The 17,935-nt window shown below is 60.6% G+C and carries 18 protein-coding genes and 1 tRNA gene; 14 read left to right on the plus strand and 5 right to left on the minus strand.

Features of this window, described 5'->3' with window-relative positions; genetic code table 11:
• The first annotated feature begins 329 nt into the window (after positions 1 to 329).
• Together ACEN42_RS26400 and ACEN42_RS26405 are read left to right on the plus strand one after the other, a co-directional pair.
• Positions 330 to 578: an adhesin gene (locus ACEN42_RS26400; RefSeq protein WP_238212037.1), complete on the plus strand. Its 249-nt coding sequence runs from the start codon at positions 330 to 332 to the stop codon at positions 576 to 578.
• Positions 579 to 866: 288 nt separating this feature from the next.
• Positions 867 to 1,685: a glycosyltransferase family 25 protein gene (locus ACEN42_RS26405; RefSeq protein ID WP_371884858.1), complete on the plus strand. Its 819-nt coding sequence runs from the start codon at positions 867 to 869 to the stop codon at positions 1,683 to 1,685.
• Between the two features lie 74 nt (positions 1,686 to 1,759).
• Here the strand turns inward: ACEN42_RS26405 and ACEN42_RS26410 are convergent, their stop codons facing one another.
• Positions 1,760 to 3,112 (minus strand): NAD(P)/FAD-dependent oxidoreductase, encoded by a 1,353-nt coding sequence (locus tag ACEN42_RS26410; protein WP_371884859.1) that lies wholly within the window; start codon positions 3,110 to 3,112, stop codon positions 1,760 to 1,762.
• 110 nt (positions 3,113 to 3,222) lie between these two features.
• Here ACEN42_RS26410 and ACEN42_RS26415 point away from each other — a divergent pair, with 110 nt between their 5' ends.
• The gene (locus ACEN42_RS26415) at positions 3,223 to 4,215 is read left to right on the plus strand and encodes a LysR family transcriptional regulator (RefSeq protein ID WP_371884860.1); all 993 of its coding nucleotides are present in this window, start codon (positions 3,223 to 3,225) and stop codon (positions 4,213 to 4,215) included.
• Between the two features lie 100 nt (positions 4,216 to 4,315).
• Here ACEN42_RS26415 and ACEN42_RS26420 read toward each other — a convergent pair whose 3' ends face one another.
• A complete protein-coding gene (locus tag ACEN42_RS26420) occupies positions 4,316 to 4,732 on the minus strand; it encodes a DUF4279 domain-containing protein (RefSeq protein ID WP_250486312.1) in 417 nt (138 codons plus the stop codon).
• A 12-nt stretch (positions 4,733 to 4,744) separates the two neighbouring features.
• Complete coding sequence (locus ACEN42_RS26425) at positions 4,745 to 5,494, minus strand: hypothetical protein (protein WP_250486311.1); 750 nt, start codon at positions 5,492 to 5,494, stop codon at positions 4,745 to 4,747.
• A gap of 506 nt (positions 5,495 to 6,000) precedes the next feature.
• Between ACEN42_RS26425 and ACEN42_RS26430 the strand changes: the two genes are divergently transcribed.
• From ACEN42_RS26430 to ACEN42_RS26475, 10 genes are all read left to right on the plus strand, one after another.
• Positions 6,001 to 7,050: a DUF475 domain-containing protein gene (locus ACEN42_RS26430; RefSeq protein WP_371884861.1), complete on the plus strand. Its 1,050-nt coding sequence runs from the start codon at positions 6,001 to 6,003 to the stop codon at positions 7,048 to 7,050.
• Between the two features lie 45 nt (positions 7,051 to 7,095).
• Complete coding sequence (locus ACEN42_RS26435) at positions 7,096 to 7,674, plus strand: TerD family protein (RefSeq protein WP_238212044.1); 579 nt, start codon at positions 7,096 to 7,098, stop codon at positions 7,672 to 7,674.
• Positions 7,675 to 7,714: 40 nt separating this feature from the next.
• The gene (locus tag ACEN42_RS26440; RefSeq protein ID WP_371884862.1) at positions 7,715 to 8,350 is read left to right on the plus strand and encodes a VWA domain-containing protein; all 636 of its coding nucleotides are present in this window, start codon (positions 7,715 to 7,717) and stop codon (positions 8,348 to 8,350) included.
• Positions 8,351 to 8,362: 12 nt separating this feature from the next.
• A complete protein-coding gene (locus ACEN42_RS26445; protein WP_187607097.1) occupies positions 8,363 to 9,004 on the plus strand; it encodes a TerD family protein in 642 nt (213 codons plus the stop codon).
• Between the two features lie 21 nt (positions 9,005 to 9,025).
• Complete coding sequence (locus ACEN42_RS26450; protein WP_238212046.1) at positions 9,026 to 9,664, plus strand: VWA domain-containing protein; 639 nt, start codon at positions 9,026 to 9,028, stop codon at positions 9,662 to 9,664.
• A 103-nt stretch (positions 9,665 to 9,767) separates the two neighbouring features.
• Entirely contained in the window at positions 9,768 to 10,817 is a 1,050-nt protein-coding gene (locus tag ACEN42_RS26455; protein WP_371884863.1) for a TerY-C metal binding domain-containing protein, read from the plus strand.
• A gap of 4 nt (positions 10,818 to 10,821) precedes the next feature.
• Positions 10,822 to 12,609 carry a PP2C family serine/threonine-protein phosphatase gene (locus ACEN42_RS26460; protein WP_371884864.1) on the plus strand — a complete coding sequence of 596 codons (1,788 nt, stop codon included), beginning with the start codon at positions 10,822 to 10,824 and terminating at the stop codon, positions 12,607 to 12,609.
• Positions 12,610 to 12,688: 79 nt separating this feature from the next.
• A complete protein-coding gene (locus tag ACEN42_RS26465; RefSeq protein ID WP_371884865.1) occupies positions 12,689 to 14,188 on the plus strand; it encodes a helix-hairpin-helix domain-containing protein in 1,500 nt (499 codons plus the stop codon).
• Positions 14,188 to 14,790, plus strand: coding sequence for an HAD family hydrolase (locus tag ACEN42_RS26470; RefSeq protein ID WP_371884866.1), 603 nt, complete (start codon positions 14,188 to 14,190; stop codon positions 14,788 to 14,790). Before ACEN42_RS26465 ends, ACEN42_RS26470 begins: the two co-directional genes overlap by 1 nt.
• 106 nt (positions 14,791 to 14,896) lie before the next feature.
• Positions 14,897 to 15,349 carry a DUF805 domain-containing protein gene (locus tag ACEN42_RS26475; protein ID WP_374191209.1) on the plus strand — a complete coding sequence of 151 codons (453 nt, stop codon included), beginning with the start codon at positions 14,897 to 14,899 and terminating at the stop codon, positions 15,347 to 15,349.
• 134 nt (positions 15,350 to 15,483) lie between these two features.
• Here ACEN42_RS26475 and ACEN42_RS26480 read toward each other — a convergent pair.
• Positions 15,484 to 15,568, minus strand: a tRNA-Leu gene (locus ACEN42_RS26480).
• 144 nt (positions 15,569 to 15,712) lie between these two features.
• Here ACEN42_RS26480 and ACEN42_RS26485 point away from each other — a divergent pair.
• On the plus strand, positions 15,713 to 16,915 hold the full coding sequence (locus ACEN42_RS26485; RefSeq protein ID WP_187606651.1) for a mechanosensitive ion channel family protein: 1,203 nt from the start codon (positions 15,713 to 15,715) through the stop codon (positions 16,913 to 16,915).
• Here ACEN42_RS26485 and ACEN42_RS26490 read toward each other — a convergent pair.
• Positions 16,910 to 17,884, minus strand: a complete 975-nt coding sequence (locus tag ACEN42_RS26490; protein WP_371884867.1) for a LysR family transcriptional regulator — start codon at positions 17,882 to 17,884, stop codon at positions 16,910 to 16,912. The genes ACEN42_RS26485 and ACEN42_RS26490 overlap by 6 nt on opposite strands.
• Positions 17,885 to 17,935 lie beyond the last annotated feature (51 nt).

Below are 17,935 nucleotides of genomic sequence, written 5' to 3' on the forward strand. Positions count from 1 at the left end.
GCAAGGCACGGCCAGCACGCGATGGACGTGCTCGCTGGAAGCGCGTGGCGACAGTGGAATGTAAGGCAGGACGAGATGCGCGGAGATTTGGATCCGGAAGCGCAACCCGAATACGCTAGGCGTATTCCTAAGGGTTAACGAGCATAACCGAAAAGAAAAGATTTTGGGGAATTGCGGCGTATCAAATTCATTGCGTCGGATGGCGTTGACATTTTTACCGATGACGGGTCGTGCGGCCGTCGCGTCGAATAAATCATACGTTCGGTTCGGGGTTGCCCTGATTTGCCCGGAGCCGGCTGGCCCTTAGCCTAGAACGCAAGGAGACAAGCATGAAAAAAGCTTTCAAGGCCGTCGTGTTCGCGCTCGTCGCATATCTCGTCGCCGATCGCGCGATGCTCCACGCGCAGGGCCGCGATATCGGCGCGGCCTCGTGCGCCCAGAGCGCCGCGCAAGTCGAGTTCGACGCGCTGAGCAAGGGTTTCAGTCAGGCCGCCGCGAGCAGCCAGCGCGACGCTTTCAGATCGCAATGCCTCGTATCGGGCCACGCGCAGCCCGGCGAGGCAATGGCGATGCGGTGAAACGGCAGCCGTTTCAACGGTTTGCGCAGAGAGTAACCGAGAGGTCGACCAGGCTAGTCGCGCTCAGAGCGATCGCGTGGATATTCGCGTCGCTTGTCAATTATTTACATAGTCGAAAAAGAGAGATTTGTGATTTTCGCTCTTCACATCTCGACACGCCTCCGCTTGAACGGATAAGCTGCGTTTCGGTGATGCTATCGTAAATCTCTTCTCGTGCGGCAGTAAATTGTGATTAAGTTAGACGGTTATTTTATTAATCTGGACCGAAGCGAAGACCGACTCGCTTCAATGCAATCGCAACTCGAAGAAATCGGCTTGGCCCAATATTTTCAGCGCTTTCGCGCGGTTGACGGAGCGTGCGATGGCCCCTTCGACACCGTTGGTCAAAATGGCGTATGGGCATGCCGTCGCTCGCATGAGCGGATTATCCTGGAAACCGATCAAGACGCTGCGACGATTATTCTCGAAGACGACGTGGAACTCAGTCGGTATCTCCCGCATGTCATTAACGAGGGCGTAATCGAAAACATAATCGCGACTCATCCGGGAATCGACATGTTTTTCTTGGACTGCGCTCCTTTTCAGGATGCGGTGCCACAGCTCATGAGGGCGGCAGAGACGAATATGCCCGGTCGGAAACAGGAAGACTCGAAACGCGCCGATCGCCACGAGATGGTAGGCGTGGCTTTCCCGAATGCGCATGCGGTCTATGCTTTTTGCTCTGCTGCTTACGTTGTTACTCCCAAGGGAAAGGAAACGCTGCGCAAGCTCTTTGAAGCAGGACCGGACATCAGATATCCCATCGACATTCTGTATCGGGACTGGATTGCTTCCGGCGCATTGAAAGCCAACATTACCGTGCCGTTTCTTGCCACGCCGAGACACATGAGCGCCTCGACGATCGCGTACGACGAGCTCGATCAATCGCAGCACTTGAGTGAACGCAGAGGCACACTGATGAGTGCAATTCGACGCCTCTTGTTTGCAGGCGATCCCGCCCTCGACGTGAGCGCAATCGAGCCGCTGCTGCTGTGCGAGTCGCGCGACTCATCGGAGTATCGATTCGCCATGCGTATTTACGAGTCTATGCGGTGGGATCTTCAATGATCCGCGCTTTATGATCAGGCGCAGCACGGCGGCGTGCTGCTGGGTCCATATGACGCCGCGCCCGATCCACTTCTTCAGTTCACCTTCACCGTCGGCCGCACGCGTTCGCGAAGCCATTGGCTCGCGGCGTACATCACCGCTCGCTTGACGCCCGTGAGGCCCATGATGTGCCGGCGATACAGATGCCGGTAGCACGAGGCCGCGAACCATCCGTCGATGAAAAGCGGCTGCCGCAGCAACTCGCTCATCAGCGCGCCCGCCGCCCCCGCGCGTCCGAACGAAATGAGCGTGCCCTGATCGCGATATGAGAAAAGGGGCACGGCGCGATCGTCGAGGCGGCGCGCGAGCGCATCGGCGAGATAGACGGCCTGCTGCCAGGCGGCCTGCGCGCGCGGCGGCACGAGCGCGTCTCCTTTCGATGCGGCGCACGCGGCGCAGTCGCCCATCGCATAGATGCCCGAACCGGGTTCGATCTGCAGCGTTCCATCGACGATGACCTGTCCGAGCCTGTTCAGCGGCAAACCTTCGAGCGTGCGCAACACGGGCGGCCCTTCCACGCCCGCGGCCCAGATCGTGATGTCGCTGGCGAGCGTTTCGCCATCCACGGTGGATACGGCATTCGCGTCCACCGCGCGCACCCGGCAGCCGAGCCGAACCTCGACGCCGAGTCCGGCGAGCACGTCCTGCGCGCGCGTCGAGATGCGCTCGGGCAGTGCGGGCAGCACGCGCGGCGCGCCTTCCAGCAGACGAATGCGGATATCGCTGGCCGGATCGAGCGACGCGAGGTGATAGTCGCGGAGCATTTCCGCCGATCCGCGCAGCGCAGCGGCCAGTTCGACGCCGGTCGCGCCACCGCCGATCACGGTCACGGAAACGGGCGATGCGACCGCGCCGGGCGTCGCTTGCCGTGCGTGACTCGAACGCAGCAGGCTCGACAACAGACGCCGCCTGAACGTTTCCGCCTGCTCCACCGTCTCTAGCGTCAATGCGTGTTGTTCGGCGCCGGGAATCGAGAAGAAGTTGGTCACGCTGCCGAGCGCGAGCACGAGCGAATCGAATGCGAGCGTTCTTTTCGGCAGGAGCGGACGTCCGTCGATATCGGTCGTCTCGTCGATGACGATTTCGCGGCGGCCACGATCGATGCTCGCGAGCGCGCCCTGCTCGAAGCGGAAGTGATTCCACTTCGCGTGCGCGGCGTAATCGATCTGATGACTCGACGCGTCGATCTGGCCGGAAGCGACTTCGTGCAGGAGCGGTTTCCAGAAGTGCGTCGGGAAACGGTCGATGAGGATCACTTCGGCGCGGCGACGCTTGCCGACGCCATTGCCGAGACGCGTCGCGAGCTCGAGCCCTGCGGCGCCGCCGCCCACGATAACGATGCGATGGGGCGAATCGACCTGGTGTTGCGCATAAGGATTCAACATCATGGATCTCCCGGAGTGCTGTTGGATGCTTGACGACCTCGTTGGAAAAAATATAAGGTCGCGGAAACATTTGCGCTATTTAGTATTTATCACCGACCCATAAGTTTTTACTAATGTTAAAGACGACGACCTTCCGGCAATTGCGCACGCTGCAGACCGTTGCGCGTGTGGGCAGCATCTCGGGCGCCGCCGACGAACTGCATCTCACGCAGCCCGCGGTATCGCTGCAAATTTCGCTGCTGGGCGAGGCGGCGGGCACGCCGCTTTTGCGCAGAGCGGGGCGCGAGGTGCAACTCACTGCCGCGGGCGAGGTGATGGCGCGTTATGCGAACGAGATTCTGAGTCTGTGGAACGAGGCGGGCGAGGAAGTGGCGGCGCTGCGCGGCGAGCTGGGCGGCACGTTGCGCATCGGCGCGATCACGACGGCGGAGTATCTCGTGCCGCCTTTGCTCGTGCGCTTCACGAAAGAACGGCCCGGCGTGAAGCTGCAGTTCCGCATCGGTAATCGCGATGACATCGTGCGCATGCTCGCGACGAATGAAATCGATCTTGCGATCATGGGACGGCAACCGCGCGAATTGCGCACGAACGCCGCGGCATTCGCGAAGCATCCGATGGCGTTCGTCGCCGCGCCGTCGCATCCGCTGATGCATGCGAAGCGCCTGAGCCTGCCCGATCTCGAATCGGCGAATCTGCTCGTCAGGGAGCGCGGCTCGGGCACGCGCGTCGCGATCGAAGGGCTTTTCAAGGAGGCGGGACTGAAGCTGCATGCCGCATCGGAGCTATCGAGCAACGAGGCGATCAAGCAGCTCGTCGAAGCGGGACTGGGCGTCGCGTTTCTTTCGCTGCACGCGTGCGCGCTGGAGATGCAGGCGGGCTTGCTCGCGACGCTTCCGGTGCCATCGACGCCGATCGAGCGCGCGTGGCATGTGGTGCATATGTCGGAGCGACGTCTGCCTCAGGTCGCCAATGCGTTCAGGGAATTTTTGATGCAGTCGGGAGCGGCGGTGGCGGGGTTGACGGCGCCGCCGGAGATGCATAAGGCGCGTTCGGGACGGAAGAAGATGGAAGTCGGCGATGCGACTGGTGTTCGTCGGAAGGTCTGATTGGCAGCACGTGGCGCGAGCCATCGAAGATCGAAGCGCGCCTTCTATTCGACACGCAGATGACCTGCGCGACGCGCGCCCGCTGAAATTGAGGATCCGCCTACCGATACTCGTCAATCTCGATGGTGCCGCCCAACGACTCCATTATGGTGCGGATATCGTCGGGCACGTCGGGCACGCGGTCCCCTGCCTCGTTCACCCAATAGCAAAAAAAGCGCATCTTTGCTCCGACACTTTCGATATGCGCTTTAAGGTCCGATCGCGGCAGTTCCAGCACCCGCACAAGATAACGCAGATGAGGCGCCAACTGATCGCTTCGAACCGCCTTTTCGCTGTCAATACCCCACACCCCTGTCCGCCGTGCGAAGGTGCGGCCTTGTCCTGTCCAGTCCTTAAGCGGCTCCCCCTTCGTTACGGCCACATCCGGCTGTACGCCGAAGTACTGTGTCCACCAGTCCGGCGTGACGCGATCGCCTGTTATCGTGAAACTCGCAGACGCAAGTGCGTGACTAGTCATTGTCGCCCCCGGTTAATTGCCGTAGTCGTGCAAGTTGTCGATGTGTTCGCCATCGAGCGACACGTCGCCGTTCTTTTCGAATTCAAGGTCATCCTTTGGCCCGACGCCGTTGACTCTCTTGAATCTGTGAATCATTTCGCGGAACGTAGAGCTGTCATAGCCCAGCATTTTCGCCGCGTATCGCTCATTCGTTGTCCCCGCCAGTTCTTCTAAATCACCATCCGGTATATCGGGCTGATAGTCGAACGTCTGCGCATCATCAAGCAATGAGCCGCCCTGGTCCGAGTCGCCACCGACATCGGGTAGCAGGTCGCCGGGCTTGGCGAGCCAAGCCGCCATGCAATCGTCCGCGAAAAGTCGTGGTTGAAGCGGGCGGTCATAGTATGAGCCTGTGCGTGCTATGCGCGGTGCGTTCTTGAAGAGTTGCGACGGGGTGAAAGTGGCTGCGCGCGGCTTGGGCGCATCGCCGTCGCGTCCGCCACGCAGTCCGTTGTTTGGCGGGTCCGGAATCGTCACCACTTCGCCTAGTTCGAAGGCGCGTTGCACTTTCCGGCGCACTTTTGAGGGGTCGGCCTCGTCAATGTTCAGAAGTTCTTTCAGCTTCGACATGAACGCCTTATCGCGCATCCATTCGAACGAGCCAGCGAGAAACGCTTGCCCGCTTTTTTCGGCGCGGTGCTCCTCGGCCCCGCTGGTGAAATGAACGTCGCGCCGCCTACGCAGTGTCAGTGACCGGTTCGCCAGCCGAATTTCTTGGATCAACTTCTGCCTCTCTTTCTGTTTAAGAGGGAGGGTATTGATAGCATGGCTAATCGATCCAGCTTTCACTCCTGCACACAAAGACACATTAATCGAAGCGAAACCTGATAGAACGGGCGCGGCTATTGGCGCAAACGGTTGAAATCCAAACCAGATAACGCGAATATTAATGTTTTCAGTACTTCTTATAAACTATCTGAAATTAAATAGTGTCAAAGATAGTCGCTAGTTGCGTTGATCCAACGTTCAGGTCCCCGCCCAGCAGTGCAATTTACAATCCCTTTTCTATATGTAACCATCCGCTGAAAATGAGAATGATGGTGGTTGCTGATGAGAGGCGACAATCCTGAGGCGTATAAATGTTCAGTATGTCCGTCTCGTCTGCTGCCGTGAGCGGAATTTGAGTGCGCGTGCAGATAATGCATAGTTATGCGAACAGAATCGCATGCGTTAGAAGAAGCCAATGAGACAACTCGTCGGCTCATAAAAAAACATCCAAGGTACTCCCGATGCGTTACTTTCGTTACTCGATCCTCTTCACTCTCGTTTGCGTGATCTCAGGCTTCCTATGGGGCGAGTCATCGACGGGCAATGGTATTGCAGCCGTCGCGCTGGTGTTGTTGCTGGGCGTGATGGAGATCAGCCTGTCGTTCGACAACGCAGTGGTCAACGCAGCGATCCTGAAGGATATGGACCCGAAGTGGCGCCAGCTTTTTCTGACCGTCGGCATTCTCGTTGCGGTGTTCGGCATGCGCCTGTTGTTCCCGATTCTCGTCGTCGCCGTTGCAACCGGTCAGGGCTTGCTCAGCGTCGCGCAAATGGCGCTGCAAGCGCCCGACCAATACTCCGCCTATCTCGCGGGCGCTCACACTGGCATCGCGGCGTTCGGCGGCATCTTTCTGTTCCTGGTCTTCGCGTCGTTTCTTTTCGATGACGAGAAAGAACTTCACTGGCTCGGCGCGATGGAAGCGAAGCTCGCTGGTCTTGGCAAGCTCGGGTCCACGGGCACCATCTGCGCGCTCGCTATCCTTCTGCTGATCCAGGCGCTCTTTCCCCTCGACACGCCGTCGCGCATCTCCGTCATGGTCGGCGGCGTCGGCGGCATCTTTCTGTATGCGCTCGTCGATAGCCTTGGTGTCTTCTTCGAAGACGACGAGCAGGCCGACGCCGCAGGCCGCGTCGCGAAGCGTTCGGGCGTCATGGGCTTCCTCTACCTCGAAGTGCTCGATGCATCGTTCTCGTTCGACGGTGTGATCGGCGCATTCGCCATCACCCGCGATGTGGTGATCATCATGCTCGGCCTCGCGGTCGGCGCCATGTTCGTGCGTTCGCTGACCGTCTATCTGGTCGAGAAAGGCACGCTCGATGAATACGTGTTCCTCGAGCATGGCGCGCACTACGCGATCGGCGCGCTCGCTCTCATCATGCTCGGCAGCATCGTCTGGCACGTCAGCGAAGTGGTGACCGGTTTCATTGGCGTGGCGTTCATCGCGGCGGCCATGACGTCGTCGCTGATTCACCGTAAGAACAATTCACGTCCGAACGCCGAAGCGAACTGACGCGCTCATCCTTCAACCTCCTCGTTATTGTCGCAAGGCAGAGTCATGGCAGTTTCTTTATCCAAAGGCGGCAACATCTCGTTGTCGAAGTCCGCGCCTTCGCTGTCGCGCATTCTCGTCGGTCTTGGCTGGCAAGCCCGCGTCACGGACGGCGATGACTACGATCTCGACGCCAGCGCATTCATGGTCGCCGAAAGCGGCAAAGTGCGCGGCGATGAGGACTTCATCTTCTACAACCAGCTGAGCTCGCGTTGCGGGTCCGTGGAACATACCGGCGACAACCGCACCGGCGCGGGCGCGGGCGACGACGAAGCGCTGCAGATCGACCTCACGCTCGTCCCGAATCACGTGAAGCGCGTCGTCGTGTGCGTGACCATCGACGACGCCGAAGCGCGCCGTCAGAACTTCGGCCAGGTGTCGGGCGCATTCATGCGCATCGTGAATCTCGATAACGACGTCGAAATCGCCCGGTTCGATCTGTCGGAAGACTACAGCACCGAAACGGCGATGATCTTCGGCGAAGTGTATCGCCACAACGACGAATGGAAATTCAAGGCCGTCGGCCAAGGCTACGCGGGCGGTCTCGAAGCGCTGTGCGGGCAGTTCGGCGTCCAGGTCGCGTAATCGCAATAGCCGGCGAAAAATCAAAGAATACGAGGAAGATATGAGAAGACTCCCTGTCTATCTGCTGCTGGACACGTCCGGTTCCATGAGCGGCGAGCCCATCGAGGCCCTCAAGAACGGCGTGCAGATTCTGGTCTCGACGCTGCGCCAGGATCCGTACGCGCTCGAAACGGCGCATCTTTCGGTGATCACGTTCGATAGCTCGGCGCGCCAGGCCGTACCCCTGACCGAGTTGTCCGCTTTCCAGACGCCGAATCTCGCGGCAAGCGGCACGACCGCGCTGGGCGACGCGCTCGCGTTACTGGCCGCCCGTATCGACGCGGAAGTGAACAAGACCACCGCCGAAATCAAGGGCGACTGGAAGCCGCTCGTCTTCATCATGACCGACGGCGTCCCGACCGATGACTGGGCGCGCGGCCTGCAAAAGCTGCGCAAGGTTCGCACGGGCGCGATCGTCGCGTGCGCGGCGGGTCAGGGCGCGGACACAGCTGTCCTCAAGCAAATCACCGAAGTCGTCGTCGCACTGGACACGGCGGATTCGAGCACGATCAAGGCGTTCTTCAAGTGGGTGTCGGCGTCGGTGTCGACGGGAAGCCAGAAGGTCGACCAGCAGAAGGAAGTCAGCGGTCTCGGCGATCTCCCGCCGCCGCCGCCGGAAGTCAACGTGGTGCTGTAACGGGATCATCAAATGGCAGTCACTCTAAAGAAAGGCCAGGGCGTCAGCCTGAAGAAGAACGAATACGATCTGTCGATGGTCACCATCGGGCTCGGCTGGGATATCAACGATAGCAACACCGGCATTCTCGCCAGTCTGTTCGGGAAGAAGGCGGAGGAATACGACCTCGATGTCGTCGCATTCCTTTGCCAGAAAGACGGCAAGGTCCATCATCTGGGCGAACTGAAGGAAGGCCGCCCGACACTCGTCGGCGGGGATGTGGTGTTTTTCAACAGCCTGCATCACAGGACGGGCACCATCTGGCTGACCGGCGACAATCGCACGGGTTCGGGCAATGGCGACGACGAGCAGATCATCGTCAAGCTGAACGATCTGCCCGACGTGTACGAAAAGATCGTCTTCGTCGTTCAGATCTATGAAGGCGCGAAGCGCGAGCAGAGCTTCGACAAGGTGCGTAACGCGTATATCCGCGCGGAAGACGGCAAGAGCAAGGAAATGGTGCGCTTCGACCTGTCGGGCGGCGCGGCTTTCAGCGACTGCCGCTCCATGCTGTTCGCAGAACTCAAACGCGAGACGAACGGCTGGAAGTTCGATGCGATCGGCAGCCCCGATCAGTCCGACACGTTCGTGACCTGGCTGAAGAAGTATCTCTGAGCGTAACCGGCGAGCGACATCATGAGCAGGCGGCTTCCTGTCTACATACTTCTCGACACGTCCGGTTCCATGCGCGGCGAGCCCATTCTCTCGGTGAATGTTGGCATGCAGGCGATGATCGGCGCGCTTCGGCAAGATCCCTTCGCGCTGGAGAGCGTTCACGTCTCCATCATCACCTTCGACATCGAGGCTCGCGAGTATCTGCCGCTAACGCCGCTGGATCAGGTGAGCCTCGGCGAAATCACGGCTCCCGACGCTGGTGCCACGTTCATGGGCGCAGCGCTCGAATTGCTGATCGAACGTGTCGATCGCGATGTGAAGAGGACGACCGCCGCGAGCAAGGGTGACTGGAGGCCGCTGCTCTTCGTCATGACCGATGGCAGTCCGTCGGACCTCCACGCGTTCCGTCAGGCCGTTCCGGTGATCAAGTCGCGCAACTTCGGTTCGATCATCGCGTGCGCGGCGGGGCCCAAGGCGAAACAGGACGTGCTGCGAGAACTGACCGATCGCGTCGTCCTGCTCGACACGATGGACGCGTCCGCGTTTTCCGCTTTCTTCCAGTGGGTGTCGGCATCGGTCTCGGCGGGTTCGAGCAGCGCTGGAATGTCCGGTCAGGTATCGCTTCCACCGCCGCCGCCCGAAGTTCAACTCGTTCTCTGATCGCAGCCACGGATCGTCCGATGCCGCTCGCGACTGCGAGTCGTGGCGCGTCGGCCGTCCGTGATTCGCCATTGAAAACACCCTTATATTCAGGAGAGCTTCGATGCGCCGATTGCCCGTGTTCTTCGTTCTGGATTGTTCGGAATCCATGGCGGGGGACAAGATCGCAAAAATGGAGTCCGGCCTGCAATCCATCGTGCGGAACCTGCGGACCGATCCGCACGCGCTTGAAACCGTGTATGTCTCGGTGCTTGCCTTCGCCGGCGTGGCGAAGACCATCGTGCCGCTCGTCGAAGTGGTGTCGTTCTATCCGCCGAAGCTTCCGCTGGGCGGCGGCACGGCGCTGGGCGCGGCCCTGACGGCGCTCATGGACGAGATGGACCGTTCGGTGGTGCGCACGACCGCCGACAGGAAAGGCGATTGGAAACCGATCGTCTATCTCTTCACCGACGGCCGTCCCACCGACCGGTTCCGGGCCGCGATCTCGCGCTGGAACGCCGACTATGCGCACCGCGCGACGCTGATCGCGGTGGGCATCGGCGCGAACGCGGACTTGTCGGTGCTCAGGGAACTGACCGAGCACGTGCTGCTATTCGATGACGCGCAAGTGGAAGCCTTCTCGAAGTTCGTGAAATGGGTCTCGTCGTCGGTGATGGCGCACAGCAAGAGTGCTGGCGATGGCGTGCAGTCCGACGCCGTGCCCATCCTGGACGAAAAGATTCTGCAGATCGTGAAAGAGGCCGTGCCCGCCGCCGACGATGCGTGCGTGACGCTGGTCGGGCGTTGCCAGAAGAGTCGAGCGCCGTATCTGATCAAGTACGACCGGGAATCGGGCGCCGTGAACACGCGTGACTTTGCGTTCGACGTGTCGGGATATCGGCTGAGCGGCTGCTATCCGATCGGCGAGGACTACTTCCAGTGGTCCGGCACGGAAGGCGCCGAAGCCAAAGTCAACACTTCCATGCTGTACGGATCGCCGAGCTGTCCGCATTGCGGCAATGCGACGGCCTTCGCGGCATGCGCGTGCAGCAAATTGCTGTGCATCGGCGGGCCGGGTGAGGCGCGCTGTCCGTGGTGCGCGAAAAATGTCGTGTTCGGGTATGCGTCGTCTGAAGACGATGGCGGTTTCGATGTGTTGCGTGGACAGGGGTGAGCAGATGAGCATAGAAACAGCAGGGCTGAGCGTGGCTGAACTGAGAGCCAGCTATGGACCCGTTCTGCAAGGTCTGGTCGAGGGGCTTTTCAGCAGCGACAGCAAGCACCAGATCTTTCAGCTAACTGGACTTCAGGACGGCGAGCTCGAGCGGTTCGCCGGATCGGATGACGTGTTCGAACTCTTGCGTAAGTTCGTCGGGGATCTGCGTGAATTGATCAAGAGGTCTTATCCCGATGCCGTGACTGCGCGTCCGCAAAACATCATGGTCGGGCCGCGGCAGAGCCTCGTAGTGCAACAGACGACGACGGCATCTTCTGTGGCACTCCGCATGGGTCTTGCAGTGACGCAATCCACTGCTTCTGAGGCAGCTTCGCCTGTCTTCGATTCGAACGACCTCGTGCAGATCGGCCCGTCGTCGCCGATGCCTGCCGAACTGCCGCAGAGACAGACACAGACCGACCAGACCGCCGAAGTCACGACTGCTTCCCCGCTCGGCGAACAGCGTCCGGTCGAATCGCTTGTCGCTCGCGCGGACGACAGCGCGGCCAGCGATGCGTCCTTCGCGACGAACGCGCCGGTACTGCCGATCTATCGTGCTGCATCCACACCCACTTCCGCCTCGCAGCCAACCTTCTTCTTGCCCAACTGCAAAGTCGGCACGGAGTACGCGGCGTGCATCAAGGGCAGAGACGCATGGGGACGGGAGCTGGAAATTGTCGATCTCAGGTTACCCGAGAACTTCGGGCTCAGCTTCGACCCGGCGACGCAGATGGCCAGTGGCGTACCCACGCTGTCCGGCGAGTACGTGCTGAACTTGCAATGGCGTTTCCCGGGATTCCCCGACGTACGGTCCGGGGAATGCCGGCTGACGTCGAATCCCGATCCACGCTCGCTGTGGAAAGTGACGGAGCCGGATAGCTCGCTGCCGTATCGGAAAAAGCATCTGGATCATCAACTGATCCGCGCGGGTTCCTTCCATATAGCCGCGGCGAGCCGGCGAGGCCGCTCGCACGAACACGGCGGCACCTTCCGCGACGACGATTTCTACGTCGCGACGACGCAGGACAACGGCTGGGCCGTGCTCATTGTCGCTGACGGCGCAGGCAGCGCCGAGTTTTCGCGCGAAGGATCGCGCATTGCCGTTGAAACCGCTGGCCGCTTTCTGGCCGACGGCCTCGATGGCGAGTTCGGTACGAAGGTCGGTACGCTCGTCGACGGCTGGGACGCTGACCCTGCCAACGCCGACACGATCGGCGAAGAGTTCCACTACAGCTTCCATCGCATGGCGTTGCGGGCGGTGGAGGCTATCGAGAACGAAGCGGACGCGCGCGGCGCGCCGGTCCGGAGTTTCGCGACCACGCTCCTCGCGGCAGCTATCAGGCGCGACGGCGACAACACGTTCCTGGCCACCTTCTGGATAGGCGATGGCGCCATCGTCACTTACGCGCCGCCGCCGGGTACCGTCAAGCCGATGGGGACGCCGGATGGCGGTGAATTCGCCGGGCAGACGCGCTTCCTCGAACGCGCGACGCTGGCGGATGGATTCGCCAAGCGGGTGAGCATCGGACGTCACCAGAACATATCGTCGGTCATCTTGTTGACGGATGGTGTGTCGGACCCGTACTTCGAAACCGACAACGGACTTGCCGATCCTTCGAAATGGAACGCGCTATGGAGCGAACTCTCGCCTCTGCTGAGCGAGGAAGATCCGTCCAGGGCGCTGGCCGAATGGCTGCACTTCTTCAAACAGGGACATCACGACGATCGAACGATCGCCATGCTGTGGTGAAACGCGCGAGGGTGCCCGTATCGCCTTGGATGCCGCGCCGCGGCGGCCGGCGCGCTGAGAAAACATTGTGGGGATGGGAATGAGCAAGGTCGTCAAATGCAAGACGCTTGACGGAAAGGACGTGGAGTTCGTCGACAAGATCATCGGCTCGGGCGCTATCAAGGACGTCTACTTTTCGCCGGATAAGTCGTACGTAGTCGCTTTTTATCGCGGAAAGCAGGACGCGCAGGCGAAGGACCGTCTGCAGATGATTGCCAGCAAGTATCGTGAAGGCATCGTCAACAATGTCGGCGGCGAGTACTGGAAGAACCTGCTCTGCTGGCCGACGTCAGTGCTGGAATACGACGGAAGACTGGGCATAGTTGTTCCAGCCTATGACAAGGAGTTTTACTTCGAACACGGTTCAAAGAACGACGACACGCTTGCCATAAAGGGCAAGGAAAAGGAAGGGAAGTGGTTTGCGGCGGCGAATCTGAGGAACCGCTTTGTCGATCCACGGGAACTCGGTGACTGGCTGACACACCTCAAAATGTGTGTGCTGATGGCGCGGGCGATACGTCGGCTTCACATGGCGGGCCTTGCACATTCCGACCTTTCTTATAAGAACGTCCTCGTCAATCCCACGCGAGGCAGTGCATGCGTGATCGACGTCGATGGTCTCGTCGTGCCCGGAAAATATCCACCCGACGTCGTAGGCACGCCGGACTTCATCGCGCCTGAAGTCGTCAAGACCACGCACCTCGCGAAAGACGATCCGAAACGCAGCCTGCCACGACGCGAGACGGACCAGCACGCGCTCGCCGTATTGATCTATATGTACCTGCTATACCGTCATCCGCTACGTGGCGGCAAAGTGCATGACATGCAGGATGAACAGCGCGACGAGTCGCTCACAATGGGCGAACGCGCGTTGTTCGTGGAACATCCGACCGATGCGAGCAACCGCATTCGGGTGAAGAACGTGAGGCCCACCGAGTTGCCCTGGGCCGATACCGAGAAGCTTCCCTACACGATCACCGGACCTTATCTCGCGAATTGCTTCAAGGCCGCCTTCGTGGATGGCCTCCACGATCCGTCGAAGCGTCCATCCGCGGGCGACTGGGAAGGCGCACTGGTCAAGACCGTCGATCTGATTCAGCCATGTCAGAACGCCGCTTGCGAACAGAAGTGGTACGTCTTCGACAATTCGACGAAGCCGAAATGCCCCTTCTGCAACACGCCTTTCAAGGGCAAGCTGCCGATTCTGAACCTGTACTCGTCGCGAAAGGAAGGCAATTATCGTCCGGACAATCATCGTCTGATGGTCTGGACCAACCAATCGCTGTTCCTCTGGCACGCTAACAGTCTCATCGTGCCGAACGAACGCTTGAGCGACGATCAGAAGCCGCGCGTGGGTTACTTCGTGTTCCATCGGGACAAGTGGTGGCTCGTTAACGAACGGCTGCCCGGTCTTCGAGACGTGAGTGCCGAAGCCGATGTCCCGATCGGCGCAAAGCTCGAGATCAAGGATGGCCAGCAGATCCTTCTTGCTCGAGGCGATGGCGGCCGGCTTGCCGTCGTTCAGATGGTCGAAGCCTGATGACGATGCAGACCCTCGCGCTGTTCGACTTCGACGGCACCATCACCACCCGGGACACGTTCGCGCCATACCTGTTCAAGGCGTTCGGGAAGCGCCGCGTGAACCTCGCGTTCGCTTCGCTCGCCGTGCAGGCGCTTCAGGTCTGCTCGGGACTGTCGACGAGAGACTGGTTCAAGGAGCGCCTGCTCGCCCGTCTTTTCACCGGAGCCGATCGGGCGCGCCTCGAATCGGCCGGACGCGACCATGCAATCGAAGTAACGAAGTGGTATCGGCCGGGCGCGCTGGAGCGAATTCGCTGGCATCGGGAGCGCGGGCATCGGCTCATCATGGTCAGCGCATCGCTCGATCTTTATCTGGAGCACATCGCAGAGGGGCTCGGTTTCGATGATCTGCTCTGCACGCAAATCGAATGCGACGGCGCGCGGGCGACCGGGCGCATGAAAGGCCTGAATTGCCGCGCGGTCGAGAAGGTGAATCGCGTCGAAGCGTTACTCGGCAAGCCGCTCGAAGATTTCGAAGTCTATGCATACGGCGACAGCGCAGGCGATGCCGAGATGTTGCAGCAGGCGAGGCATCGGTTCTACAAGCCCTTCCGCAACTAGGCAGGCAGTTGCGTTTTATCCGCGGCGGACGATGATCAAAGCGTGTCGCTCGCGGGCAAACCAATTCAAAGAACAGGCGGAGACGCCAATTCGAGGGAGAAGTGAGATGAGTATGATGAGTTGCGTTGGCTGCGGGAAGCAGCTTCACCAGACCGCGCCGAGCTGTCCCAATTGCGGCGCGCCGCAGTTATCGACGCAGGTCGTCAAGGACGTATCATTCGAGAAGGGCGGCTATGGCTGGTTTCTCGCGGCTCTCAAGAAATACGCGGTGTTCGGCGGTCGCGCGCGACGCAAAGAGTATTGGTTCTTCGCGTTGTTCGTGGGCATCTTCACGTTCGTCGTCGTGTTCATCGAAGAGCTGCTGGCTCTGGGCGACGCGCCGGGCACGCTTCTCAACTTCGCCCTTTTTCTTCCCAGTATCGCAGTAGGCGTGCGGCGGCTGCACGATACGGGGCGCAGCGGCTGGTGGCTGCTTCTGCCTATCGTGAACCTCTTTTTTCTGGTGCAAGACGGCCAGAAGGGCAGCAACAACTACGGTCAGGACCCGAAGCGGGGCTGAGCCTTCTGGCGGCGGCTCTGGGGAAGAAACGCCCGGATGGCGTTATCCGGCTGGCGTGACAAGCAAAGACAGTCCGCCGCCATCGAAAAGCTTCTGAGCCTGGCCGGTCGGCCTGGCGTTTCCGGAATATGATTTGGTGCCCAGGGCGGGACTCGAACCCGCACGCCTCGCGGCGCTACCCCCTCAAGATAGTGCGTCTACCAATTCCGCCACCTGGGCAAAGGGGACCGAATTGTAGCGGGAAAATCAAAAATTGCGAAGTGCCTTTTCATCCCGGCACCACTACTACAATAACCACCAGAGCAAGCGTCACGTCCGATTCGCCTGAATAATCCTCTCGCTTCGCCCACATCGGGAGCGTCCATGTTCGGCAACACCTTGCATATCGAAGTCGGACCAGACTGGGAAGTGCACGTCGCCACCGAGAGCTGGCTCGTCGCGACACTGCTGGTGGCCGCGCTGCTGCTGGCGATTCTGCTGGCGAGCGTGATCTGCTACTACGTCACGCGCTCGATCATGCTTCTGATCGTCAGCCGGCTCGCACGCAAGGAAGGGCGCAAGTGGCTGGTCGCAGCGGAGCGTCATCGGGTGTTTCACCGGCTCGCGCCGCTCGTGCCCGCGGCGATCGTCTATGCATCGGCGCCGTTGCTCTCCGGTCTCACGTTCCCGATCATCCCCGCGCTCGGGCGGCCACTGGCCATCCTTGCAGCCTGCTACATGGTCTACACGCTCGTGCGCGCGGCGCTCGCGTTGCGCGACAGCATCGACGAGCGCTACAGCCATTTCCCCTCCGCGAGCGAGCGGCCGATCAAGAGCTTTCTGCAAATCGCGACCATCGTCGTGTATCTAGTCGCGCTGATCGCGGTGGTGTCGCTGGTGCTAGAGCGCTCGCCGCTCTATCTGCTCACCGGGCTTTCGGCTATCACCGCGCTGCTCATCATCATCTTCCGCGACTCGCTCCTCGGCTTCGTCGCCAGCATTCAGCTCGCGGCTTACGACATGCTGCGCGTGGGCGACTGGATCGAAGTGCCGGGATATGTCGCCGATGGCATCGTGGTCGATATCGCGTTGAACACGATCAAGGTGCGCAACTTCGACAACACGATCGTCATGCTGCCGAGCCAGCTGCTTCTGACGAACAGCGTGAAGAACTGGCGCGGCATGATCGCGTCCGGCGCGCGACGTCTGCGCCACGCGATTCACTTCGACGCGGACACGATCCGCTTCCCCGACGATGCCTTGCTCGCGCGTCTGCGCGAAGCGATCGAGCGACCGCTCGCGTTGCCCGAAGGCGAGCGCCGCACGAACCTCGGTTTATACAGGCTCTATCTCAGCGGATATTTTCGCGAGCATCCGGCCGTGCGCCGCGACATGCCGCTCGTGATTCGACACGTGCAGTCGGCGATGCCGATCGTCGCGCTGGAGATCTGCGTGTTCATCGACGAGATACGTTGGGAGCGATACGAGAGTCTGCAGTCGGACATGCTCGATCACGCGTATGGCGTCGTGCCGCTGTTCGGCCTGCGCTGCTGGCAGCGCGATCGCGCGGCGCCGACGACCTCATGATGGCGACGGGACCGGCGACGCGGGCTCGACACGATGCTTCGGGACCGCCTTCAACGGAGCGAGCACGCGCCGCGCGTCGTCGAGTTCCTTCTTCATTTCGTCGATGAGCCATCGCGCCACCGCGCGCGTGCTCTCCGAAGGCGTCGACGAACGATATTCGAGCACGTAATTGCAGCCCGTTTCGATATAGCGATCCCACGCGGGAATCACCTTGCCCTCGTTGAGCGGCGCCGCGATCGCGAGCAGCCAGCCGAGCACGACGCCCTGGCCTAGCATCGCGCATTGCACGGCGAGTCCGGGGTCAGTGTGATGCACCGCTTCGCCGATGCCCTTGTCGGAGAGCCCCGTCGCCCGATGAAAATCCGCCCATGACAGCGTGGTCACGTCGAGATGAATGTAGGCGTGTCCTTCGGCGCTCCTCGGCGCATCGAGCAGGCCGGTCTCGGCAAGATAGTTCGGACTACAGACAGGAACGATGATCTCGGGACACAGCAAAAGCGGGTCCTTGTCCGAACCCGGACCATGCAGGCGTATGCCGACGTCCGCATCTTCGAGCGGTCCGTACAGGCGTCCTGCCATCACCTGCAAGCGCAGATTGATGCAAGGAAACGCACGGCGGAATTCGGCATAACGCGGCAGCAGCCACAGCGCGGCGAAACCGCTCGCGAGCGATAGCGTGACGATCTCGCCTTGCGCATGATCGCGCTTGAGTTCTTCGATGGTATCGCCGATCTGCCCGAAGCCGGAGGCGACGGCGTGCTGCAATGTTGCACCGCGATCGGTCAGGGTTAGCCCTAGCTTCGTGCGCTCGAAGAGTTTGAAACCGAGCGCGTCTTCAAGCCGCGCCACCATGCGGCTCACCGCCACGGGCGTCACGTTGAGTTCGCCGGCAGCCTTGGTGAAGCTCAACAGCCGCGCGGATGTTTCGAATACGAGCAGTGCCTGAAGCGAAGGAAGTCGCAGACTCATACAACACCATGTTATGGGGCATGCATCGATTTGTAATTTGACGGCGCATAT

This window comes from Caballeronia sp. S22, from assembly GCF_964261745.1.
GTDB classification, from domain to species: domain Bacteria; phylum Pseudomonadota; class Gammaproteobacteria; order Burkholderiales; family Burkholderiaceae; genus Caballeronia; species Caballeronia jiangsuensis.

What these genes read in the sequence shown, in the direction of transcription:
- ACEN42_RS26430 (WP_371884861.1), top strand. Translation starts at nt 6,001, where the DNA reads ATGCGTTACTTTCGTTACTCGATCCTCTTCACTCTCGTTTGCGTGATC.
- ACEN42_RS26405 (WP_371884858.1), top strand. Translation starts at nt 867, where the DNA reads ATGCAATCGCAACTCGAAGAAATCGGCTTGGCCCAATATTTTCAGCGC.
- ACEN42_RS26490 (WP_371884867.1), bottom strand. Translation starts at nt 17,884, where the DNA reads ATGAGTCTGCGACTTCCTTCGCTTCAGGCACTGCTCGTATTCGAAACA.
- ACEN42_RS26450 (WP_238212046.1), top strand. Translation starts at nt 9,026, where the DNA reads ATGAGCAGGCGGCTTCCTGTCTACATACTTCTCGACACGTCCGGTTCC.
- ACEN42_RS26445 (WP_187607097.1), top strand. Translation starts at nt 8,363, where the DNA reads ATGGCAGTCACTCTAAAGAAAGGCCAGGGCGTCAGCCTGAAGAAGAAC.
- ACEN42_RS26485 (WP_187606651.1), top strand. Translation starts at nt 15,713, where the DNA reads ATGTTCGGCAACACCTTGCATATCGAAGTCGGACCAGACTGGGAAGTG.
- ACEN42_RS26465 (WP_371884865.1), top strand. Translation starts at nt 12,689, where the DNA reads ATGAGCAAGGTCGTCAAATGCAAGACGCTTGACGGAAAGGACGTGGAG.
- ACEN42_RS26475 (WP_374191209.1), top strand. Translation starts at nt 14,897, where the DNA reads ATGAGTATGATGAGTTGCGTTGGCTGCGGGAAGCAGCTTCACCAGACC.
- ACEN42_RS26415 (WP_371884860.1), top strand. Translation starts at nt 3,223, where the DNA reads ATGTTAAAGACGACGACCTTCCGGCAATTGCGCACGCTGCAGACCGTT.
- ACEN42_RS26435 (WP_238212044.1), top strand. Translation starts at nt 7,096, where the DNA reads ATGGCAGTTTCTTTATCCAAAGGCGGCAACATCTCGTTGTCGAAGTCC.
- ACEN42_RS26455 (WP_371884863.1), top strand. Translation starts at nt 9,768, where the DNA reads ATGCGCCGATTGCCCGTGTTCTTCGTTCTGGATTGTTCGGAATCCATG.
- ACEN42_RS26400 (WP_238212037.1), top strand. Translation starts at nt 330, where the DNA reads ATGAAAAAAGCTTTCAAGGCCGTCGTGTTCGCGCTCGTCGCATATCTC.
- ACEN42_RS26420 (WP_250486312.1), bottom strand. Translation starts at nt 4,732, where the DNA reads ATGACTAGTCACGCACTTGCGTCTGCGAGTTTCACGATAACAGGCGAT.
- ACEN42_RS26440 (WP_371884862.1), top strand. Translation starts at nt 7,715, where the DNA reads ATGAGAAGACTCCCTGTCTATCTGCTGCTGGACACGTCCGGTTCCATG.
- ACEN42_RS26410 (WP_371884859.1), bottom strand. Translation starts at nt 3,112, where the DNA reads ATGATGTTGAATCCTTATGCGCAACACCAGGTCGATTCGCCCCATCGC.
- ACEN42_RS26460 (WP_371884864.1), top strand. Translation starts at nt 10,822, where the DNA reads ATGAGCATAGAAACAGCAGGGCTGAGCGTGGCTGAACTGAGAGCCAGC.
- ACEN42_RS26470 (WP_371884866.1), top strand. Translation starts at nt 14,188, where the DNA reads ATGACGATGCAGACCCTCGCGCTGTTCGACTTCGACGGCACCATCACC.